The sequence below is a fragment of the Haloarcula pelagica genome, assembly GCF_030127105.1.
Lineage (GTDB): Archaea > Halobacteriota > Halobacteria > Halobacteriales > Haloarculaceae > Haloarcula > Haloarcula pelagica.
This window is the reverse complement of sequence record NZ_CP126162.1, coordinates 108392-124704: the sequence shown is the minus strand read 5'-3', so window position 1 is coordinate 124704 and position 16313 is coordinate 108392. Positions and strand designations below refer to the sequence as shown.

Here is a 16313-nt window from a genome sequence, read left to right as displayed (position 1 = left end):
ACGCCCCCCAGCCGGAGAAACCGCCTCCTGACACCGGAATCCGGGCCGTACGGCTACCCGGTGTCGATCTCGGCCATCGTCTCTCGGAGGTCCTCGATCGACGCGTCGATGTCCTCGACGAGGTCTCGCTGTGTCCGGTTCGCGTCGGCGATACTGTCGACCGTCGTCGCCAGGTCGTCGGCTCGGTCGGCCGCCTCGTCGACCATGCTTGCGATCTCCTGGGTCGAAGCCGCCTGGTCGTCGGCCGCTGTCGCGACATCCCTGATCCCGCGGGCCGTCCGCGAGACCGCCCTCACGATGTCCGCGAGCGTCTCCATCACCGATTCGGCCTGCTCGACGCCGGCTTCGAGTTCGCGGTTCGTCTCCTGGATTCCCTCGACGGTCCTGGCCGCGGTCACCTGGACCTCGTCGATGGTCCGCTCGATCTCCTTTGCCTGCCGTTGTGAGTCGGTCGCGAGCCCCTTGATCTCGTCGGCGACGACGCCGAAGCCCTCGCCGGCCTCGCCGGCGCGGGCCGCCTCGATGGAGGCGTTCAGCGCAAGCATGTTCGTCTGTTCGGCGATGTCGTCGATCACCTCCACGATGTCGTCGATCTCGGCCAGTCGGTCCTGGAGTTCGCTCACGTCCGCGCCCATCTCGCCGGCGGCGTCGCTGACCGACTCCATGACCTCGATGGCGTCGGTCGCCGCGGCCTGGCCGTCGGTGGCGAGGTCCTCCGCGCGCTCGCTCGTGGCCTCGACTTCGCGTGCGGTCGAGGCGACCTCCTCGACGTTCGCACTCAGGTTCGACACCTCGCCGGCCACCTGGCTCATCGTCTCCTCCTGACGGGCGGCGGAGTCGCTCATCTGCGCCGACTGTCCCGCGACTTCGTCGGCGGTCTCCCGGAGTTCCCGGACCGACGTGGTGACCTCCTCGGTGACGGTCTCCTGGGCGTCGGCCATCCGGTCGCGCTGCTGGACGATGTCGGTGACGATGGGGGTCCTCTCCACGGCACCGATGCCGTCGCCGTGGAGGTCGGTCATCGCGACTGCCATCGACCGGTTCCAGAGGCGCCCGTCCGGTGTCGGGACCGACCGGAACTCCTCCTCGCGGACTGTCTCGCCGGTCCGCGCGACCGTCTCGGCGAGGATCTCGGACTCGCCCTCGGTGCCGAAGAACTCGTACCCCTCGGTGCCGATGGCCTCTGTGCGGTCACGCCCGTACTCCGTCGCCGCCGCTTCGTTGAAGTAGCGCAACACCCGGTCGTCGTCGACGGCGAACATCGGTTCGGGGAACCCCTCGATGAGCTGTGTGAACAGGTGTCGCCACTCGTCGCGCTCCCGGCGGAGCTGGTCGGCGGACTTCTCGTCGTCCGGCTGGTCGGATTCCACTCGGTCCCGGTAGCCGCGTGCGCCGTTCGGCGTGTGTGATCGCTCGTTCATCTGTCTCTCCTCAGGTTCCCAGGTAGAGCTCCGCGACCTCCTCGGATTCGAGCAGTTCCTTGCCGGTCCCCTGGAGCTTCGAGTCGCCCATGTCGAGGACCACGCCGCGGTCGGACTCTTCGAGCGCGCGGCGGGCGTTCTGCTCGACCATCAGCACCGAGGTCCCCGCGTCGTTGATCTCGCTGATCTTGTCGAACATCTGGTCGACGAGGTCCGGGGCCAGTCCCGCGGAGGGCTCGTCGAGGATGAGCAGGTCCGGATCGAGCATCAGTCCCGCGCCCATCGCGACCATCTGCTGTTGGCCGCCGCTCAAGTTCCCGGTGAGGGTCCCGGTGCGGTCCCGTAGCTCCGGAAACCGCTCGTAGACGGCCTGGACGCGGCGGTCGAAGTCGGCGTCGTCGGTCAGCGACCAGGCCCCCATCTTCAGGTTCTCCATGACCGTGAGGTTCGGGAAGATGTTGTCGACCTGGGGGACGAAACACATGCCGTAATCGATGGCTTCGTCGGCCGAGATGGTCGTGATGTCCTCGCCCTGGAAGACGACACTCCCCTCGCGAACGCGAAGCAGGCCGACGATCGTCTTCAGGAACGTCGACTTCCCGGCGCCGTTGGGGCCGATGATCGTCACCATCTCGCCGTGCTCCATCTCCAGGCTGGCGCCGTCGACGATGATGGCGTCGCCGTAGCCACTCTTCAACTCGTGGGCTTCCAGCAGCATCAGACCTCACCTCCGAAGTACGCTTCCAGCAGGTCCTCGTCCTTCTGGACCCACGAGGGCGGGCCGCTGACGAGCACCTGGCCCTGGTGCATCCCGATGACCTTGTCGCTGATGTCCATTATCATGTCAACGTCGTGTTCGACGATCAGGAAGGTGATCCCCTGCTCGCAGAGTTCGTCGATCATCTCGATGATCTCGTCGGTGAGGCTGGGGTTGACCCCCGCCATCGGCTCGTCGAGCAGCAGTACGTCCGGGTTGGCCATCAGCGCCCGCCCCAGTTCCAGCAGTTTGCGCTGGCCGCCGGAGAGGTTCCCGGCGTACTCGTCGCGTAGCTCCCACAGCTCAAGCTGTTTGAGGACGGTCTTGGCCTTCGAGCCGATCTCTCGCTCCCGGTCGGCCGCGGTCCCGGCCAGCGCGTGGACCACCTTCTCGCCGTCGTGGTCCTGGCCGCCCAGGCGCATGTTCTGTGCGACCTTCATGCCGGTCAGTTCCCGGGTGATCTGGAACGTCCGCACCATCCCTCGCTGGGCGCGCTCCTCCGGCGAGTTGTCGACGATATCCTCGCCGCGGAACTCGACGGTCCCGCCGTCGGCCTCGTAGAAGCCGGTGATGAGGTTGAACGTCGTCGACTTCCCGGCCCCGTTGGGCCCGATGAGGCCGACGATACTGCCTTCCTCGATCTCGAAGCTCGCGCCGTCGACGGCGACGAGTCCGCCGAAGGACTTCCTGAGGTTCTCGACGCGAAGCACTGGCTCGCTCATCGTGTGGCCTCCCCGAACAGTCCGTCCGGACGGGTCAGCAGGCCGGCCACGAGCAACACGAGGCCGACGAGCGGTTTGTACTCCGCCGGGATGACGATCACCGACAGCTCCTGGAGCAGCCCGATAGCGTAGCCGCCGGCGACCGCGCCGACGGGGTCACCGATGCCGCCGAGGATGACCGCGGCGAAGATGGGGATCAGCGAGAGGAAGCCCATCGTCGGTCGGAGCTGGCCGTCCAGACCCAGCATCACGCCGGCGACGGCCGCGATGAGGCCGCCGACGAGCCAGACGTACAGCACGAGGCGCTCGGTGTCGACGCCGCGGATGCGCGCGAGGTCGGTGTCGTCCGAGGCAGCACGCATCGCGATGCCGATGTCGGTCCTGCGCAAGAGCAGGAAGGTCCCGCCCAGCACGGCGAGACTCAGGACGACGATCGCGACCTGATCGGCGAGAATCTGGATGCCGAAGTAGGTCGGGGCCTGCTGGATGGGGACCTCGAACCGCTTTGCTCCGCTTCCCCAGACGATCCGGATGAGGTTGCGCAGGATGAACGACAACCCGATCGAGACGACCAGCAACACGATAGCAGAGCGGTCCCGGAAGTGCTGGAAGACGGCCTTGTCCAGCGCGATCGCCAGCACGCCCATCGCCGGGACGGCGATGACGGCGGCGGCGATCACCGGCAGGCCGAGCGTGGTGTTCAGCCCGAAGGCCATGAACGCGCCAAGCGCCATGTACTCGCCGTAGGCGATGTTGATGAAATCGAGGATCCCGAAGATCAGCGTCAGCCCCAGCGCGCCGAGCGCGATGAGGCTCCCCGAGACGAGGCCGAACCAGATGAACTGCGGATCGAACCCCGCCATCACTCGCCCTCCATCGACTGGCCCGCGGCCAGTCGCTCCCTGTCACCGAGCAGTCCCTGCGGACGGTAGTACAGCACCGCGATGAGGGCGATTCCGATGATGATGAGCCGGATGAACGGCAGGTCGCTGCTGAACGGGATGTTGTTCGGGAGGAACCGAGTCACCTGGCGGATACCGACGATGAACACGGTCCCGGCGATGGCGCCGCCGTAGCTGCCGGCGCCGCCGATGATGACCGCCGCCCAGACGCTGAACGTCAGCGACGGCAGGAACATCGTCGGGTTGATGGCGAAGAAAAAGTGCGCCCAGAGCCCGCCGGCCAGTCCCGCGATACCCGCACCCAGGCCGAAGGACTTCAGTTTGAACAGCGACGTGTGCTTGCCAAGCGCCCGCGGGACATCCTCGTCCTCGCGAATCGCGTGGAGGACGCGTCCGAAGGGACTCCCCGAGAGCCGTTCGAAGACGGCGTAGCTCGCCCCGAGTATCCCCAGGACGAGCACGAGATAGAACAGGTCGTACCCCAGCGCGACGCCGCCGACATCGACCGGGAACGCACCGGCCGCCGGCCGCGGGATGTCACTGATCCCCTGTGCACCGCTTGTGAGCCAGGACTCGTTGGTGATGACGAGCCGGATAATCTCGGCCGCGCTGAGCGTGACCATCGCGAGGTAGTCCCCCTCCAGGCGCACGCTCGTCAGCGCGATGACGACGCCGACGGCGGCGGCCAGTACCGTCCCAGCGAGCAGTCCGAACACGATCGGCAGGTCGAAGCCGACCAGACGCGCGGCCAGGAGCCCCTCACCGCCGGGCGTCGTCAGGATCGTCGAGGCGTAGGCACCGACGGCGAAGAAGCCGGCGTGGGCGAAGTTGAGCAGGCCGGTGTCGCCCCAGTGCATGTTCATCCCGACAGCCAGCAGCGCGTAGATGCCCACGATGATCCCGACGGTGACCAGCAGTGTGGCGTAGCTCACGGGTCACCTCCCGTGGGCTGGTGTGGTGTTCGTGGCTCCGTGCGCCTCCTGTGTCCGGTATCCATGTAGAGCATAGCGTGAATCGAAGATGTGTGGTTGCTGTCGCTCCCGAGTCGCCTCCGGTCGGGGGTCAGTTCTGTGCCAGTTCGTCCGCCGAGTAGGTCTTGACCGTCTCCCACGACCCCTCCTGTGCCTGCAGCGCCGAGAACGGCCCCAGTGGGTCGCCGGTGTCGTCGAAGTTCTGCGGGTTCGACGCGCCGACGTAGTCGATCTCCTCGCCGTTCTCCAGGGCCTCCTTGCCCTCGGCGAAGCTCTGGACCTTGGTTCCCGGCGGGTTCCCGAGGGCACCGAGGTTGTTCGGAACGGCCTCGCGCGAGGCCTCGCCCTCGGCGACGAACGAGAGCGCGATGAGGTTCATCGCGTCGTAGGCCGCCGCCGCGAAGGCGCCCGGCTCCTTGTCGTGCATGCTGTTGTGCTTCTCCTGGAAGGCATCGTATGCCGGGCCGGGGGCCGGCGCCTGCCCGACCATCCCTTCCATGACATCCGCACCCATCTCTTCGATGAAGTCCGGCGTCAGCACGTCGTTGCCCAGGAGCAACTGGAAGTCCTCGCTGGCACCAGCCTCGACGTAGTTCTTGATGAACAGGCCGGTCACCTCGGTCGCGGCCGTCATCGAGACGACCTCGGCGTCGGAGTCCTGGAGCTTCTGGACCTCGCTCCGGTAGGAACTCGCGCCCGGATCGAGCGCGGCCTCGGTCAGCACCTCTCCGCCGAGGTACTTGAAGTACTCCCCGGAGGCCTTCGAGAAGCTCTGAGAGCCCTTGTCGTTCTTGTAGGCCAGCGCCATCTTGCTGTAGTCGAGCTCCTGGTAGCCGTACTGTGCCTGGGCCCGGGCACCGATACTGTCGGACGGCACCGTTCGCCAGACGTACTCACCGCCGATGTCGTCGAGCTGAATCGTCCCTGTCATCGGCGAGACGAACGACAGCCCGCTGCTCTGTGCGGGCTCGACGAGGCTGGGTGTCACCGTACTCGACGGCCCGACCATCGTCACGACGCCCTGGCTGTCGAGCGTCTTGAACCCGCTGATGGCGGGCTGGGGTTTCGTCTCGGTGTCCTGTTCGGTGATCTCGACGGTCCGGCCGAGTACGCCCGTCGTGTTCACGCCGCCGTCGGATTCGAGGGCCGTCCTGACCGCGCGCCGGGAGTTCGGCCCGATCCAGCCGAGTCCGCCGCTGAACGGCGAGAGGTTCCCGACCTGGATCGGCCCCGAGCCTCCGCTGTCGCCCGTCGAGCCGCCGTCACCGCTGCTGCCGTCACCACTGCCCCCGTCACCGCCGTCTCCACCACCACCGCCGGAGCTTCCGCCGTCTCCGCCGCCGCTGCCACCGTCGCCGCTACACCCCGCGAGCCCGAACAACACTGCCGTGCCGGCACCTTTGAGGTACGTTCGCCGCCCGATACGTCCCTGCCTGCCGTTACTGTCACGACCTGGCATGAATCTAGGACAATACTGGAATCACTTATATCTATGGGTGACGTTCATTACTATCTCGGACAGGTAGGTTCGATACGGCTGTAAATATGCGTTGAAGGACGGTTGAAACGGTTTGTGGCGATACATCGCCCATAGTTATATGATTCCGGATGAATACAGTCGAATGTACCAGGGTCGCGCTCTGACCCCGTATTTGGTGGGGAAACCGACAGAATGACCGGACACTCGATCACAGTGAGACCGACAACGGAACTTTCGACGCCTGGAGACGGCCGATTACGGCGTCTGGCTTCGTTCCATGCTTCGGCTGGCATGGCTGAATACACACGAGTGAGTTTTTGGTACACACGAATGAACAAACGGTCTTGCCAGTCGGGTGGACAGCGCCGGCATTGCGCTCACGACAACGCTTATCCCTCTCCTTTTGTTACACATCGATATGACTCCAGGGCGGGAGCGCGACCAGAGTGGCGAGCACTCGGACCGCGTCCCGCTGGCCGCGGTCCTCGGGGTCTTCGAGGAGCGCGAGGACCGCGCCCGCCCGCTCACAGCGAGCGACATCATCGACGCCGTGGGCTGTTCCCGGCGAACCGCCCACAACAAGCTCAACGACCTCGTCGATCGCGGCGAGTTGAAGACCCGGAAGGTCGGTTCCCGGAGCCGCGTCTGGTGGGTCCCGATCGAGGAGTCCCAGCCCGCGACCGGGGACGCCGACCCGTCGGTCCAGTCGCTGATCGACGACGTGGACCTGCCGGGGACCGGCAAGACCCTGAACGCCCGCAAAACCGCGCTGTTGGCGTCGTACAACTATCTCCAGGAACACCCGGAAGCCAAGAAGTCCGACTTCCTCCAGGACGTGTTCCCCGAACACCCGGCGGAGTACGAGACCGCCGAGGGGTGGTGGAACGCGATCCAGCCCGCGCTGGCCGAACTGCCGGGCGTCGACCCACCCGAGGAACGCGGCCACATCTGGCACTTCCTCGGCGGGTAATTATTTCTCCCCCGGTGTCCTGTGATAGAGGTACGGTGAGCGGACCCGACCAGCGCCGACGATGGGGGTGTGGATGAGCGACGACGACCCCCGTGAGCGAGAGGTGTACGCGACGGGCGTCGAGGGCCGCGAGTACCGCAGTAGCTCCTACATGCCGACGGCCTACGACAACCTCGACATCGCACCCGACAGCGAGGGGTATCCACAGCGGGGTCGTGACGGCGAGTTCCGCCTCCTCGACCTCCCGAGGGTCCCGAAGCTCTCACACGTCGTCGGTCCGAGCGCAATCATGCTCGGGGCGTCGCTGGGCAGCGGCGAGACGCTGTTCTGGCCGGTCCTCATCGCCCAGCACGGCTGGGCGCTGTACTGGGCGTTCTTCTTCGGCGTCATCACGCAGTTTTTCATGAACACGGAGATCCAGCGCTGGACGCTTGCCACCGGGGAGTCGATCTTCCGGGCGTTCGAGCGCGTCCACCGGTTCTGGCCGCTGTTCTTCCTGCTGCTTGGCTTCGTCAGCCTGGGATGGCCCGGGTGGGCTGCAAGCGCCGCGAAGGTGGGCGCGATCGGGCTGGGGAGCGAAGAGCTCACACTGTCTGTCGGCGCCGTCGATCTGGCCGCCTGGCGGCTGTTCGGCATCGTGCTGATGGTGCTCATCTGGCTCACTTACCAGCTGACACCGCTGATGTACAACGTCGTCGAGCGCATCCAGATCGTGCTGGTCTCGATCGCCTCGCTGTTCGCCGTCGCGCTGTTCGTCGCGCTCGGGTCGGTCAACGAACTCGCGAACGTCCCCGGCGGGATCGCCAGCGTCGGCACTATCCCGCCCGGCAGTGATATCGCGGTGTTCCTGGGCGGTCTCGCCTACGCGGGCGCCGGCGGCTACCTGAACCTCTCACAGAGCCTCTGGGTCCGCGAGAAGGGGTACGCGATGGGGCGGTACCAGGGCCGCATCAAGAACCCAGTCGTCGGGGACGACCCCGAACCCGTCCAGCGCGACGGCTTCACCTTCCCGCCGACGGTGACGAACCTCCGCCGGTGGCGGGGCTGGTGGCGCCTGGCCCAACTGGAGCATCTGCTGACGTTCGTCGTGGGACTGCTCGTCGTCGCGACGATGATGATGGCGCTGGCGTCCGAGTACGCCCACGGGACCTCCGACGACGGGGTCGTCATGTGGGCGGAGGTCATCGTCCCCCAGGTCGGCCCCATCGGCGGTGGACTCATCTTCACGACGCTGTTTTTCGCGCTGCTGACCACCGAGTACGCCATCGTCGAGTCGTTCGTCCGCAACAGCGCCGACATCGTCTACGAGGTGTACGGCCGGGCAGCGGGGTGGAGCCTGCCACGCATCTTCTGGATACTGCTGACGGTGTTCATCCTCTGGGGAATCGCCATCCTGGGCTCGCCCATCCCCATCGAGCAGCCGTTCGGCCTGCTCGTGGTGGCCGCCGCGATGTCGGGCGTGATGATGTGGCCCTACACCGCGCTGTTGCTGGTGGTCAATACGACGCGGCTCCCGGAGCACACCCAGCCCGGCTGGTTCCGTGTCGCCACCCTGTGGTGGGCGACCGGCTTCTTCGGCTACTTCAGCGTCTTGCTCATCGGGAACACGCTGACGCAACTCGGTGCACCAGTGTTCGACACTGCCGCCAACGTGGTCGACAGCGGGGTCGGCGGCTATGCGCTGTTCGGGGTGTTCGTTCTCGTCCAGATCGTCGTCGTCGTCGCCTCGATCCGCGGGAAACGCACGACAGACCGGACGGTCGACGCGGCCGACGAAGCCGCGTGGTACTTCCCCTGACCATGCACCCGGTGAACACACTCGTCGCACGCCGGTGGTGGAGCTACGCCGGCGGACTCGCGCTCGTCCTGGCGGCCCGAACACTCGTCGCGCCCTCGGCCGGCCGGGCGCTGGGCGTGAGTCTCGTCGTCGGCGTGATGGTACTGACCTACGCGGGCGAGCGGTGGGTCGACGCCGACCGGCCGCCCGTTCGCCCGCCGTTACTCGCAGTGGCCGCCGTCGGCGTCGTCGCCGGCCTCTGGCTCGCGCTGACCGGTCGGACGCCCGGACTGGTCTTTCTCGCGGGCGGGCTCCTGTTCCTGGACCGCGGTGTCCGTGGTGGTGGCGTGTCGTGACCGACGCCGTCCACGTCCACCTCCACTCGGTGATGGGCGGAACCTTCCCCCTGCGGCTGGCCGATCTGGCGTTTACGGATACAGAACTTGTCGTCCCGGAGTACCACTACCTCACGCCGCTGTTCGGTATCGCTCGCGGCAAGACCCACGAAGTCGCCGAGGAGGCGACCGAGCGGTACCGCCGGACGGGGCTGGCGGGCCTGCTCGACATGGCCGAACGGACCCACCGGGTTCCCTACGACCGGCTGGAGCGGGTCCGGCTCTACGACGGGCGCCACGTCGGGCGCCCGAAGGTCGCTGTCGATGTCGCCGCGGGACCGCCCTACGCCTATCGCGTCCACGCGCCCGTCGACATGGACGCCCTCGGCCAGGCGCTCGCGGCGCTGGGTGACCGTCGGGGATTCGCGGTCGAACACAGCGACGGCCTCGGGTTCCGGCCGCGGGCCAGCCTCCGTCGGTTCCTGGCCGACCGCTGATCAGGGCAGCGCGTCCGCGAGCTTCTCGATCGGGTGGGGCGGCTCCCCGTCGGCCTCCGCTCGATCGCCCAGTTGCGTCCGGCAGGACGCGCCGGGTGCGACGACGGTCTCGCCGCGGCTCCGTTCGACCTGATCGAAGAGGATGTCCGCGATCGCCCGGCTCATGGAGTAGTGTTCGGCCTCGTAGCCGAAACTGCCGGCCATGCCACAACAGCCCGAGTCCAGCGGGTCGACATCGAAGTCGGCCCGCCGGAGGACGCCGACGGCGTGGTGGTCCTTCCGGGTGGCCTTCTGGTGGCAGTGACCGTGGTAGGTCAGCGACTCCGCCGGCGCCGACCAGTCGACTCCCGAGTCGAGGCCGAACTGGTCGAGATACTCACAGACGCCGTAGGCGTTCTCGGCGAGCGCGACCGCGTCCGCGTCGTCGTGGCCCAGCAGGTCCAGGTAGTCCGACTGGAACATCACCGCGTCGGAGGGCTCGACGACGACTACGTCCCAGCCGTTCCGGACCCGGGGGGCCAGGGCGTCGACGTTCGCGGCGGCCGTCGCCCGGGACTCGTCGAGGAGCCCCTTCGAGTGGGCCGGGCGACCGCTGTCGGTCCGGTCGGCCAGGCGGACGTGGACGCCGGCCGCTTCGAGTACTCTGACGGCGGCTTTCCCGACCTCCGGGTGGCTGTAGTTTGTGTACGTGTCCGGGAACAGCAACGCGCGGCGCTCGGCCTCTCCCTCGGGGACCTGTGGCCCGCGGCTGGCGAACCAGTCCGTCAGCGTCCGCCGTCTGAACGTCGGCAGGCTCCGGTCGCTCGCGATGCCGACCGTCTTCTCCAGTAGGGTCCTGGCGCCGGGCAGGCGCTGGGGGAGCGACGACAGCGGCGCCAGCGCGCTGCCGACGCGGGCCAGCGTGTCGACGTTGGCAAAGAGCCGGTCCCGGAGACCGACACCGTGTTTCTGGTGGTGGGCGTGCTCGACTTCGGCTTTCAGCTTCGCCATGTCTACCTCGCTCGGGCAGTCTTTCGCACACCCCTTACAGCCGATACAGAGGTCCATCACCTCGGCGACGAACTCGTCGCCGGTGGGGTCGTCGGGCAAATCGCCGCTCATCGCCTGTCTGAGCATGTTCGCCCGGCCGCGAGTGGCGGTGATCTCCTCGTCGGCGGCGCGGTAGGTCGGACACATCACGCCGCCGGTGGTCTCCTGCGGGCCGCGACAGCCACCGCAGCCGTGACACAGTTCGACCATCCCCTGCATCCCGTTCTCGTTGTCCCACTCCAGTGCGGCGTCGAAGCCGGCGTCGAACTCGTAGTCGGGATCGAACCGGAGATGCTCGGTCATGTCGACATCGCCACAGACCTGGCCCGGGTTCAGGAGCCAGTCGGGGTCGAACGCGGTCTTGAGATCCCGGAACGTCTGCCAGAGGTCTTCACCGTACAGCTTGCGGTTCCACTGGGTTCGGGCGCGCCCGTCGCCGTGCTCTCCCGAGACCGACCCGCCGTACTCGACGACCAGATCAGTCACGGCGTCGGCGATGGACTCCATCTGTGCGACGCCCTCGACGGTCTTCGTGTTCACGAGCGGGCGGATGTGCAGGACGCCCGGCCCGGCGTGAGCGTAGAAGGAGGCGAACGTGTCGTGGTCGTCGAGGATGGCCTGGAAGTCGCTGACGTACTCGGGGAGGTGCTCGGGCGGGATCGCCGTGTCCTCGATGAACGCGACGTGTTTGTCGTCGCTGGTCCGCGAGAGCAGGATCGGCAGCCCGGACTTGCGGAGCTTCCAGAACCGCTCGCGCTCGGCGTCGTCGTGGGCCTCGAGCGCGTCGAACGCACGGACCGGCGCGTCGACGGTGACGCCGTCATCGGTGGGGTCGCGCCGGGCGTCGACGCCCGCGGTGCGGTCGGCCAGCAGGTCGGCGACCTTCCGCTCCCCGGCCGCGTCGCTGTCGGCGTAGAACTCCACGAGTAGGACCGCGCGGGTCCCCTCCGGCAGCACCTCGACCACGTCTTCGAACTCGGCGGTCTCCCGCGCCAGACCGACGAGCGTGTCGTCCAGCACCTCGACGGCCGCCGGGTCGTGGGCGAGGATGTCGTCGACATCGGCCATCGCCGCGACGAGTTCGTCGTAGGCCAGCAGCGCCATCGCCTTCGTCTCGGGGACCGGTTCGAGCGAGACGGTCGCCTCGGTGACGATCGCCAGCGTTCCCTCGCTGCCGGCCAGCAGCGCCGCCAGGTTCACCGTCCCGTCGGCGGCGTCTTCGACGACCCAGTCCAGGTTGTAGCCCGAGACGTTGCGCTTGAGATCCGGATAGCGGGCGTCGATCTCGTCGGCTTCTTCCCTGAGAATCCGATCGAGTTCGGCGTAGATGCGTGCTTCGAGGTCGCCGTCCGGATCGCCCCGTTCGGCGAGTGTCTCGCGGTCGACCTCGCCGAACGTGGTGACGGTGCCGTCGGCGAGGACCACCTCACAGGCCTCGATGTAGGCGTCGGTCTTGCCGTACTGCAGTGAGTGTGCGCCAGTCGAGTTGTTGCCGATGGCGCCCCCTAGGACGCTCTTGTCTCCCCAGGCGGGATCGGGCGCGAACTTCAGGCCGTGGGGTGCTAGCTCGGCGTTCAGGTCGCCCAACGCGATGCCCGGCTGGGCGCGGGCCTCGCGGCCCTCGGGGTCGACGCCGACGAGGCCGTCCATGTGCCGTGTGGTGTCGAGGACGACGGCCTCGTTGACCGCCTGACCGGCCAGGCTCGTCCCGCCGCCCCGCGGGAGGACCGGCACGCCCCGGTCGGCGCAGTACTCCATCACCGCGGCCACGTCGGCGGTCGACCGCGGGAACACCACGCCGACCGGCGTCACCTCGTAGATGCTCGCGTCCGTCGCGTACAGTTGCCTGGTGTACTCGTCGAAGCGAACGTCGCCCTCGACGAGCGATTCGAGGTCGGCGACCAGCCCGGGCCGCTCGACGGTGTCGCCGCGGTAGTCGTAGTTCGATGCGTCGTCGGCCGATGGATCGCGTCCGTCTCCGGGTCCAGTTGCCATCGTGTGTGTTCTCCGTGTGCCCGGTGGGACCGCGGCCCGCTGGCCGGGGTACCGGCACCGTTCGTGGTTCCGTGTAATTAGACGAGAATCAAAACTGTTGCGCCGAATCCACGTTGATTCGGTTCGGATAGACACGAGATACTATGAAACCAACTCTCGGGTCCTAAAAAAGTCATTTCCGATGGCGCTGCCAGTGAATCCACACCACCGATACATTTACTGGTGTACACTCGTGTGTACCTAGCGTATGAGAACCACACACGTGGACGAGGTCACGGCGGCGGCGCGCGTTCGACGCCGCGGTGACACGGTCCACCGTCGCGGTGCTCGAAGCCCGCCGACCCACCCCGTTGAGGTGGTCGCGACGGCCTGAGGGATTGGCTGTGGCTCGCAGGCTGAGCGTGGTCGCCGGTTTCGAGACGCATCCGTCCCGAGCGTCTCCTGCCGCGAGCCAGCGTCGGTTCGGCTCGTACCGACTGCCTCCCAGTGGACTGCACAGCGGGTGACGGAAGCGGATCTCGTGGTGCTCTTACGGGAGCCAACTGGATCGTAGCGGTGCACAAAATATTCAATACTACGCGCTGTGATCGCTCGGCTACCAGCCAACGAGCTGAGGGAAACCGTCAAACTTCTCGTCAGTTTGGAACGGTCTCCGACGAGCGTCTAGTCGATCCCACTCATCGAGAGATCGGCCGAGAACGGGTGGAAACGCCGATTGTCTGGGATTATCGGACAGCGGCGGCGTCAGAGCGCTTGCGTTTCACAGCCGACTCACGCCGGAACACCGCCGTCGGAACGGTTCGACGCCCACTGCAAAACTGTCCGCAGCGACAAACTTCCGTGCCGTTTTTATTGTGCAAGTTAAACAATACTACTGGAACGCCAGCGGTGGTTCGGCTCCGCTGTCGGGACCGCTCAGAAGCGATCATCTCCCACCTTCCACAGGACGAGTTCGGCGCGGTCGTCCCTGCCAGCAATCACAACAGTTAGGTTCGGACGCGCCGGATACCTCGGTGATGCAGTTCGTCAGGTATACCACTGGTGGTACCCCGGAGTGGGGCGTCCGCCGTGACGAGGAGATCGTCCCGCTGTCGGGGCTCAGAGAGGACGTGACGTACCAACAGCTCACCGATCCTGGATTCCTCCGGGTCGTCGAGGACGCTGTCGACGCGATGGCCGACCACGCCGTCCCCGTCGCGGACGCGAAACTGCTCGCGCCGGTTCCCCGGCCGGGCAAGATCATCTGTGTCGGGCTGAACTACCACGACCACGCCGAAGAACAGGACGAAGAGATCCCAGAGCGGCCGCTATTGTTCGGCAAGTCCAGCACTGCGGTCACCAATCCCGGCGATCCGATCGTCCACCCCGAAGAACTCGACGAAGTGGACTTCGAGGTCGAACTCGGCGTGGTTATCGGTCGCACCGCGAAGGATGTCTCGACCGAGGAGGCGCGCGAGTACGTCGCGGGGTACACGGCGGTCAACGACGTGAGCGGGCGTGACGCGCAGTTCGACGACGGGCAGTTCTTCCGGGGCAAGAGCTACGACACGTTTGCGCCGATGGGACCGACGCTTGTCCCGGACGACCGACTCGACCCGGGGAATCTGGACGTGGCCTGCCGCGTCAACGGGGAGACGATGCAGGCTTCGAACACCGAGGAGTTCATCTTCGGCGTCGAAGAGGTCGTCTCCTACATCAGCGGTATCACGACGCTGCGGCCCGGGGATGTCATCTCGACGGGCACACCCGGTGGAGTCGGCATCTTCCGTGACCCCCCGGAACTGCTCGAACCCGGCGACACCGTCGACGTAGAGATCGACGGCATCGGGACGCTGACCAACCCCGTCGTCGCCAGAGACTGACCACTGCGTTCTGCAGGTCGTCCGTCAGACCGTCCCGTTCGGCGACGCCGGCCACCCGAGGGGAAGAGCCAAACAGCGCGGGACCGTGTCGTCCGTATGGCCCGAGACCGTGCCTGGGTTGCGCTGGCGGTCGCCATCTGCTGTCTGGCTCTCGGCGGGTGTCTCGGCGTGTTCGGTGCGAGCGGGCCACCGGGGGAACGGACCGTGACGCCAGCACCCGTCCCCGCGACGGCGACGCCGACACCTGTGCCCCCGACCGGGACTCCGACCCCGCAGCCGAACGGCCGCGCACTCGGCGGTGTGTGGCGGGGACAGTGGAGCGAGGTCGAGCCCGAGCGGTCGGCGGCCGCGTACCGGGACCTGGGGCCGACCTGTGAACGCCCGCCGGCGCTGGTCGTTCGACTGCAGATCGGGGCGCTTCTCACGGACACCGACCGCGGGATCGAGACGACGTGGCGGTTCCTCGCGCCCGCCGCTCATCGCCGGTTCGGCTCCGTCGAGACCTACGCCGAGACGTTCCGTACGCGGTACCGACCGCTGGTCGCCGCGGAGTCGGTGACACGCAAGCCCGTACAGCGAAACGGGAGCGTCGCCGTCCAGTCGATCCGGGCCCACGGCGACGGATCGACGACGACGTACCGCTGGCGTCTCGAACGCCGACTGACGCCGTCCGAGGGGCGGTGCTGGCTGACGACGGGGATCACCGAACTACCGGCCGTGGACGAGTGACTTCCGGGGCTGGAACGCTGTCGGTTCCGGCGGCTCGGATACCGTTAAGTCGCTGGCTGTAAACTGCTAGCTATGCTCGCAGAGCGACACACGGACCGGACGGTCCTCGTCACCGGCGCGGCGAGTGGTATCGGACGCGGCATCGCACGGCGGTTCGGTACCGAAGGCGCGAACGTGGTGGTGGCGGATGTCCAGCGGGAGCCAAAACAGGGCGCCCGGTACGACAGCGACGTGACAACGCCGACGGACACCGCCATCGCCGAGGAGACCCCCGGCAGTGCCACATACGTCGAGACGGATGTCGGCGACCCCGACAGCGTCGCCGCGATGGTCGAGACGGCGGTCGAGACGTACGGCGGGATCGATGTCCTCGTCAACAACGCCGGCATCCAGATCGTCGGTGATTCTCAGTCGACGACGATCGAGGAGTGGCAGCGCTCTATCGACATCGACCTGAGCGGAGCCTTCTACTGCGCTAAGTTCGCGGTGCCACACCTCGTCGAGCGTCAGGGCCAGATCATCAACATCGGCTCCGTGCGGGGCTTCGAAGGCGGCGGCGGCCCGCCGTACGCGGCGGCGAAAGGCGGCGTCGTCAACATGACGCGTGACCTCGCGATCGAACTGGGTGAGGACGGCGTCCGGGTCAACTGCATCAACCCCGGATACATCGAGACGCCGCTCCAGGACATCAACACCGACGAGGATGTCGCCAAGGCCGAGGAACACACCCTCCTACCCCGGTTCGGGACCCCCGAGGACATCGGCGACGCGGCCGTGTTCCTCGCCAGCGACGAGGCGTCGTTCATCACCGGCGCGAACCTCGCGGTCGACGGCGGCTGGCTCGCACACAGCGGCCTGTAGCCCCA

At 67.0% G+C, this 16313-nt stretch carries 14 protein-coding genes; 7 read left to right on the top strand and 7 right to left on the bottom strand.

The annotated features are described in order from the left end of the window. Nucleotides 1-53 precede the first annotated feature (53 nt). The 6 genes from P1L40_RS19350 to P1L40_RS19325 form a co-directional block, all read right to left on the bottom strand. On the bottom strand, nucleotides 54-1421 hold the full coding sequence (locus tag P1L40_RS19350; RefSeq protein WP_284011447.1) for a methyl-accepting chemotaxis protein: 1368 nt from the start codon (nucleotides 1419-1421) through the stop codon (nucleotides 54-56). Nucleotides 1422-1431: 10 nt separating this feature from the next. Beyond that, the gene (locus tag P1L40_RS19345) at nucleotides 1432-2142 is read right to left on the bottom strand and encodes an ABC transporter ATP-binding protein (protein ID WP_379776684.1); all 711 of its coding nucleotides are present in this window, start codon (nucleotides 2140-2142) and stop codon (nucleotides 1432-1434) included. After that, nucleotides 2139-2900 (bottom strand): ABC transporter ATP-binding protein, encoded by a 762-nt coding sequence (locus tag P1L40_RS19340; protein WP_284011445.1) that lies wholly within the window; start codon nucleotides 2898-2900, stop codon nucleotides 2139-2141. The genes P1L40_RS19345 and P1L40_RS19340 overlap by 4 nt, the downstream gene beginning before the upstream one ends. After that, entirely contained in the window at nucleotides 2897-3763 is an 867-nt protein-coding gene (locus tag P1L40_RS19335) for a branched-chain amino acid ABC transporter permease (RefSeq protein ID WP_284011444.1), read from the bottom strand. Before P1L40_RS19335 ends, P1L40_RS19340 begins: the two co-directional genes overlap by 4 nt. Beyond that, entirely contained in the window at nucleotides 3763-4734 is a 972-nt protein-coding gene (locus P1L40_RS19330; protein ID WP_284011443.1) for a branched-chain amino acid ABC transporter permease, read from the bottom strand. The genes P1L40_RS19335 and P1L40_RS19330 overlap by 1 nt, the downstream gene beginning before the upstream one ends. 130 nt (nucleotides 4735-4864) lie before the next feature. Continuing rightward, complete coding sequence (locus tag P1L40_RS19325) at nucleotides 4865-6232, bottom strand: ABC transporter substrate-binding protein (protein ID WP_284011442.1); 1368 nt, start codon at nucleotides 6230-6232, stop codon at nucleotides 4865-4867. A gap of 439 nt (nucleotides 6233-6671) precedes the next feature. Here P1L40_RS19325 and P1L40_RS19320 point away from each other — a divergent pair, with 439 nt between their 5' ends. From P1L40_RS19320 to P1L40_RS19305, 4 genes are all read left to right on the top strand, one after another. Beyond that, entirely contained in the window at nucleotides 6672-7223 is a 552-nt protein-coding gene (locus P1L40_RS19320; protein ID WP_284011441.1) for an ArsR family transcriptional regulator, read from the top strand. Nucleotides 7224-7296: 73 nt separating this feature from the next. Next, nucleotides 7297-9021 (top strand): Nramp family divalent metal transporter, encoded by a 1725-nt coding sequence (locus P1L40_RS19315; RefSeq protein WP_284011440.1) that lies wholly within the window; start codon nucleotides 7297-7299, stop codon nucleotides 9019-9021. Continuing rightward, nucleotides 9006-9356 carry a hypothetical protein gene (locus P1L40_RS19310; RefSeq protein WP_284011439.1) on the top strand — a complete coding sequence of 117 codons (351 nt, stop codon included), beginning with the start codon at nucleotides 9006-9008 and terminating at the stop codon, nucleotides 9354-9356. The genes P1L40_RS19315 and P1L40_RS19310 overlap by 16 nt, the downstream gene beginning before the upstream one ends. Beyond that, the gene (locus tag P1L40_RS19305; RefSeq protein ID WP_284011438.1) at nucleotides 9353-9832 is read left to right on the top strand and encodes a hypothetical protein; all 480 of its coding nucleotides are present in this window, start codon (nucleotides 9353-9355) and stop codon (nucleotides 9830-9832) included. The genes P1L40_RS19310 and P1L40_RS19305 overlap by 4 nt, the downstream gene beginning before the upstream one ends. On the opposite strand, the gene P1L40_RS19300 is transcribed toward P1L40_RS19305, so the two are convergent. Then, complete coding sequence (locus tag P1L40_RS19300) at nucleotides 9833-12856, bottom strand: FAD-binding and (Fe-S)-binding domain-containing protein (protein ID WP_284011437.1); 3024 nt, start codon at nucleotides 12854-12856, stop codon at nucleotides 9833-9835. 1016 nt (nucleotides 12857-13872) lie between these two features. On the opposite strand from P1L40_RS19300, the gene rhcF reads away from it, so the two are divergent. The 3 genes from rhcF to P1L40_RS19285 all read left to right on the top strand — a co-directional run bounded on the left by rhcF (nucleotide 13873) and on the right by P1L40_RS19285 (nucleotide 16308). Then, nucleotides 13873-14718, top strand: a complete 846-nt coding sequence (gene rhcF / locus P1L40_RS19295; protein WP_284011436.1) for a 2,4-diketo-3-deoxy-L-rhamnonate hydrolase — start codon at nucleotides 13873-13875, stop codon at nucleotides 14716-14718. Nucleotides 14719-14814: 96 nt separating this feature from the next. After that, complete coding sequence (locus P1L40_RS19290; RefSeq protein ID WP_284011435.1) at nucleotides 14815-15447, top strand: DUF4864 domain-containing protein; 633 nt, start codon at nucleotides 14815-14817, stop codon at nucleotides 15445-15447. A gap of 72 nt (nucleotides 15448-15519) precedes the next feature. After that, complete coding sequence (locus P1L40_RS19285) at nucleotides 15520-16308, top strand: SDR family NAD(P)-dependent oxidoreductase (RefSeq protein ID WP_284011434.1); 789 nt, start codon at nucleotides 15520-15522, stop codon at nucleotides 16306-16308. Nucleotides 16309-16313 lie beyond the last annotated feature (5 nt).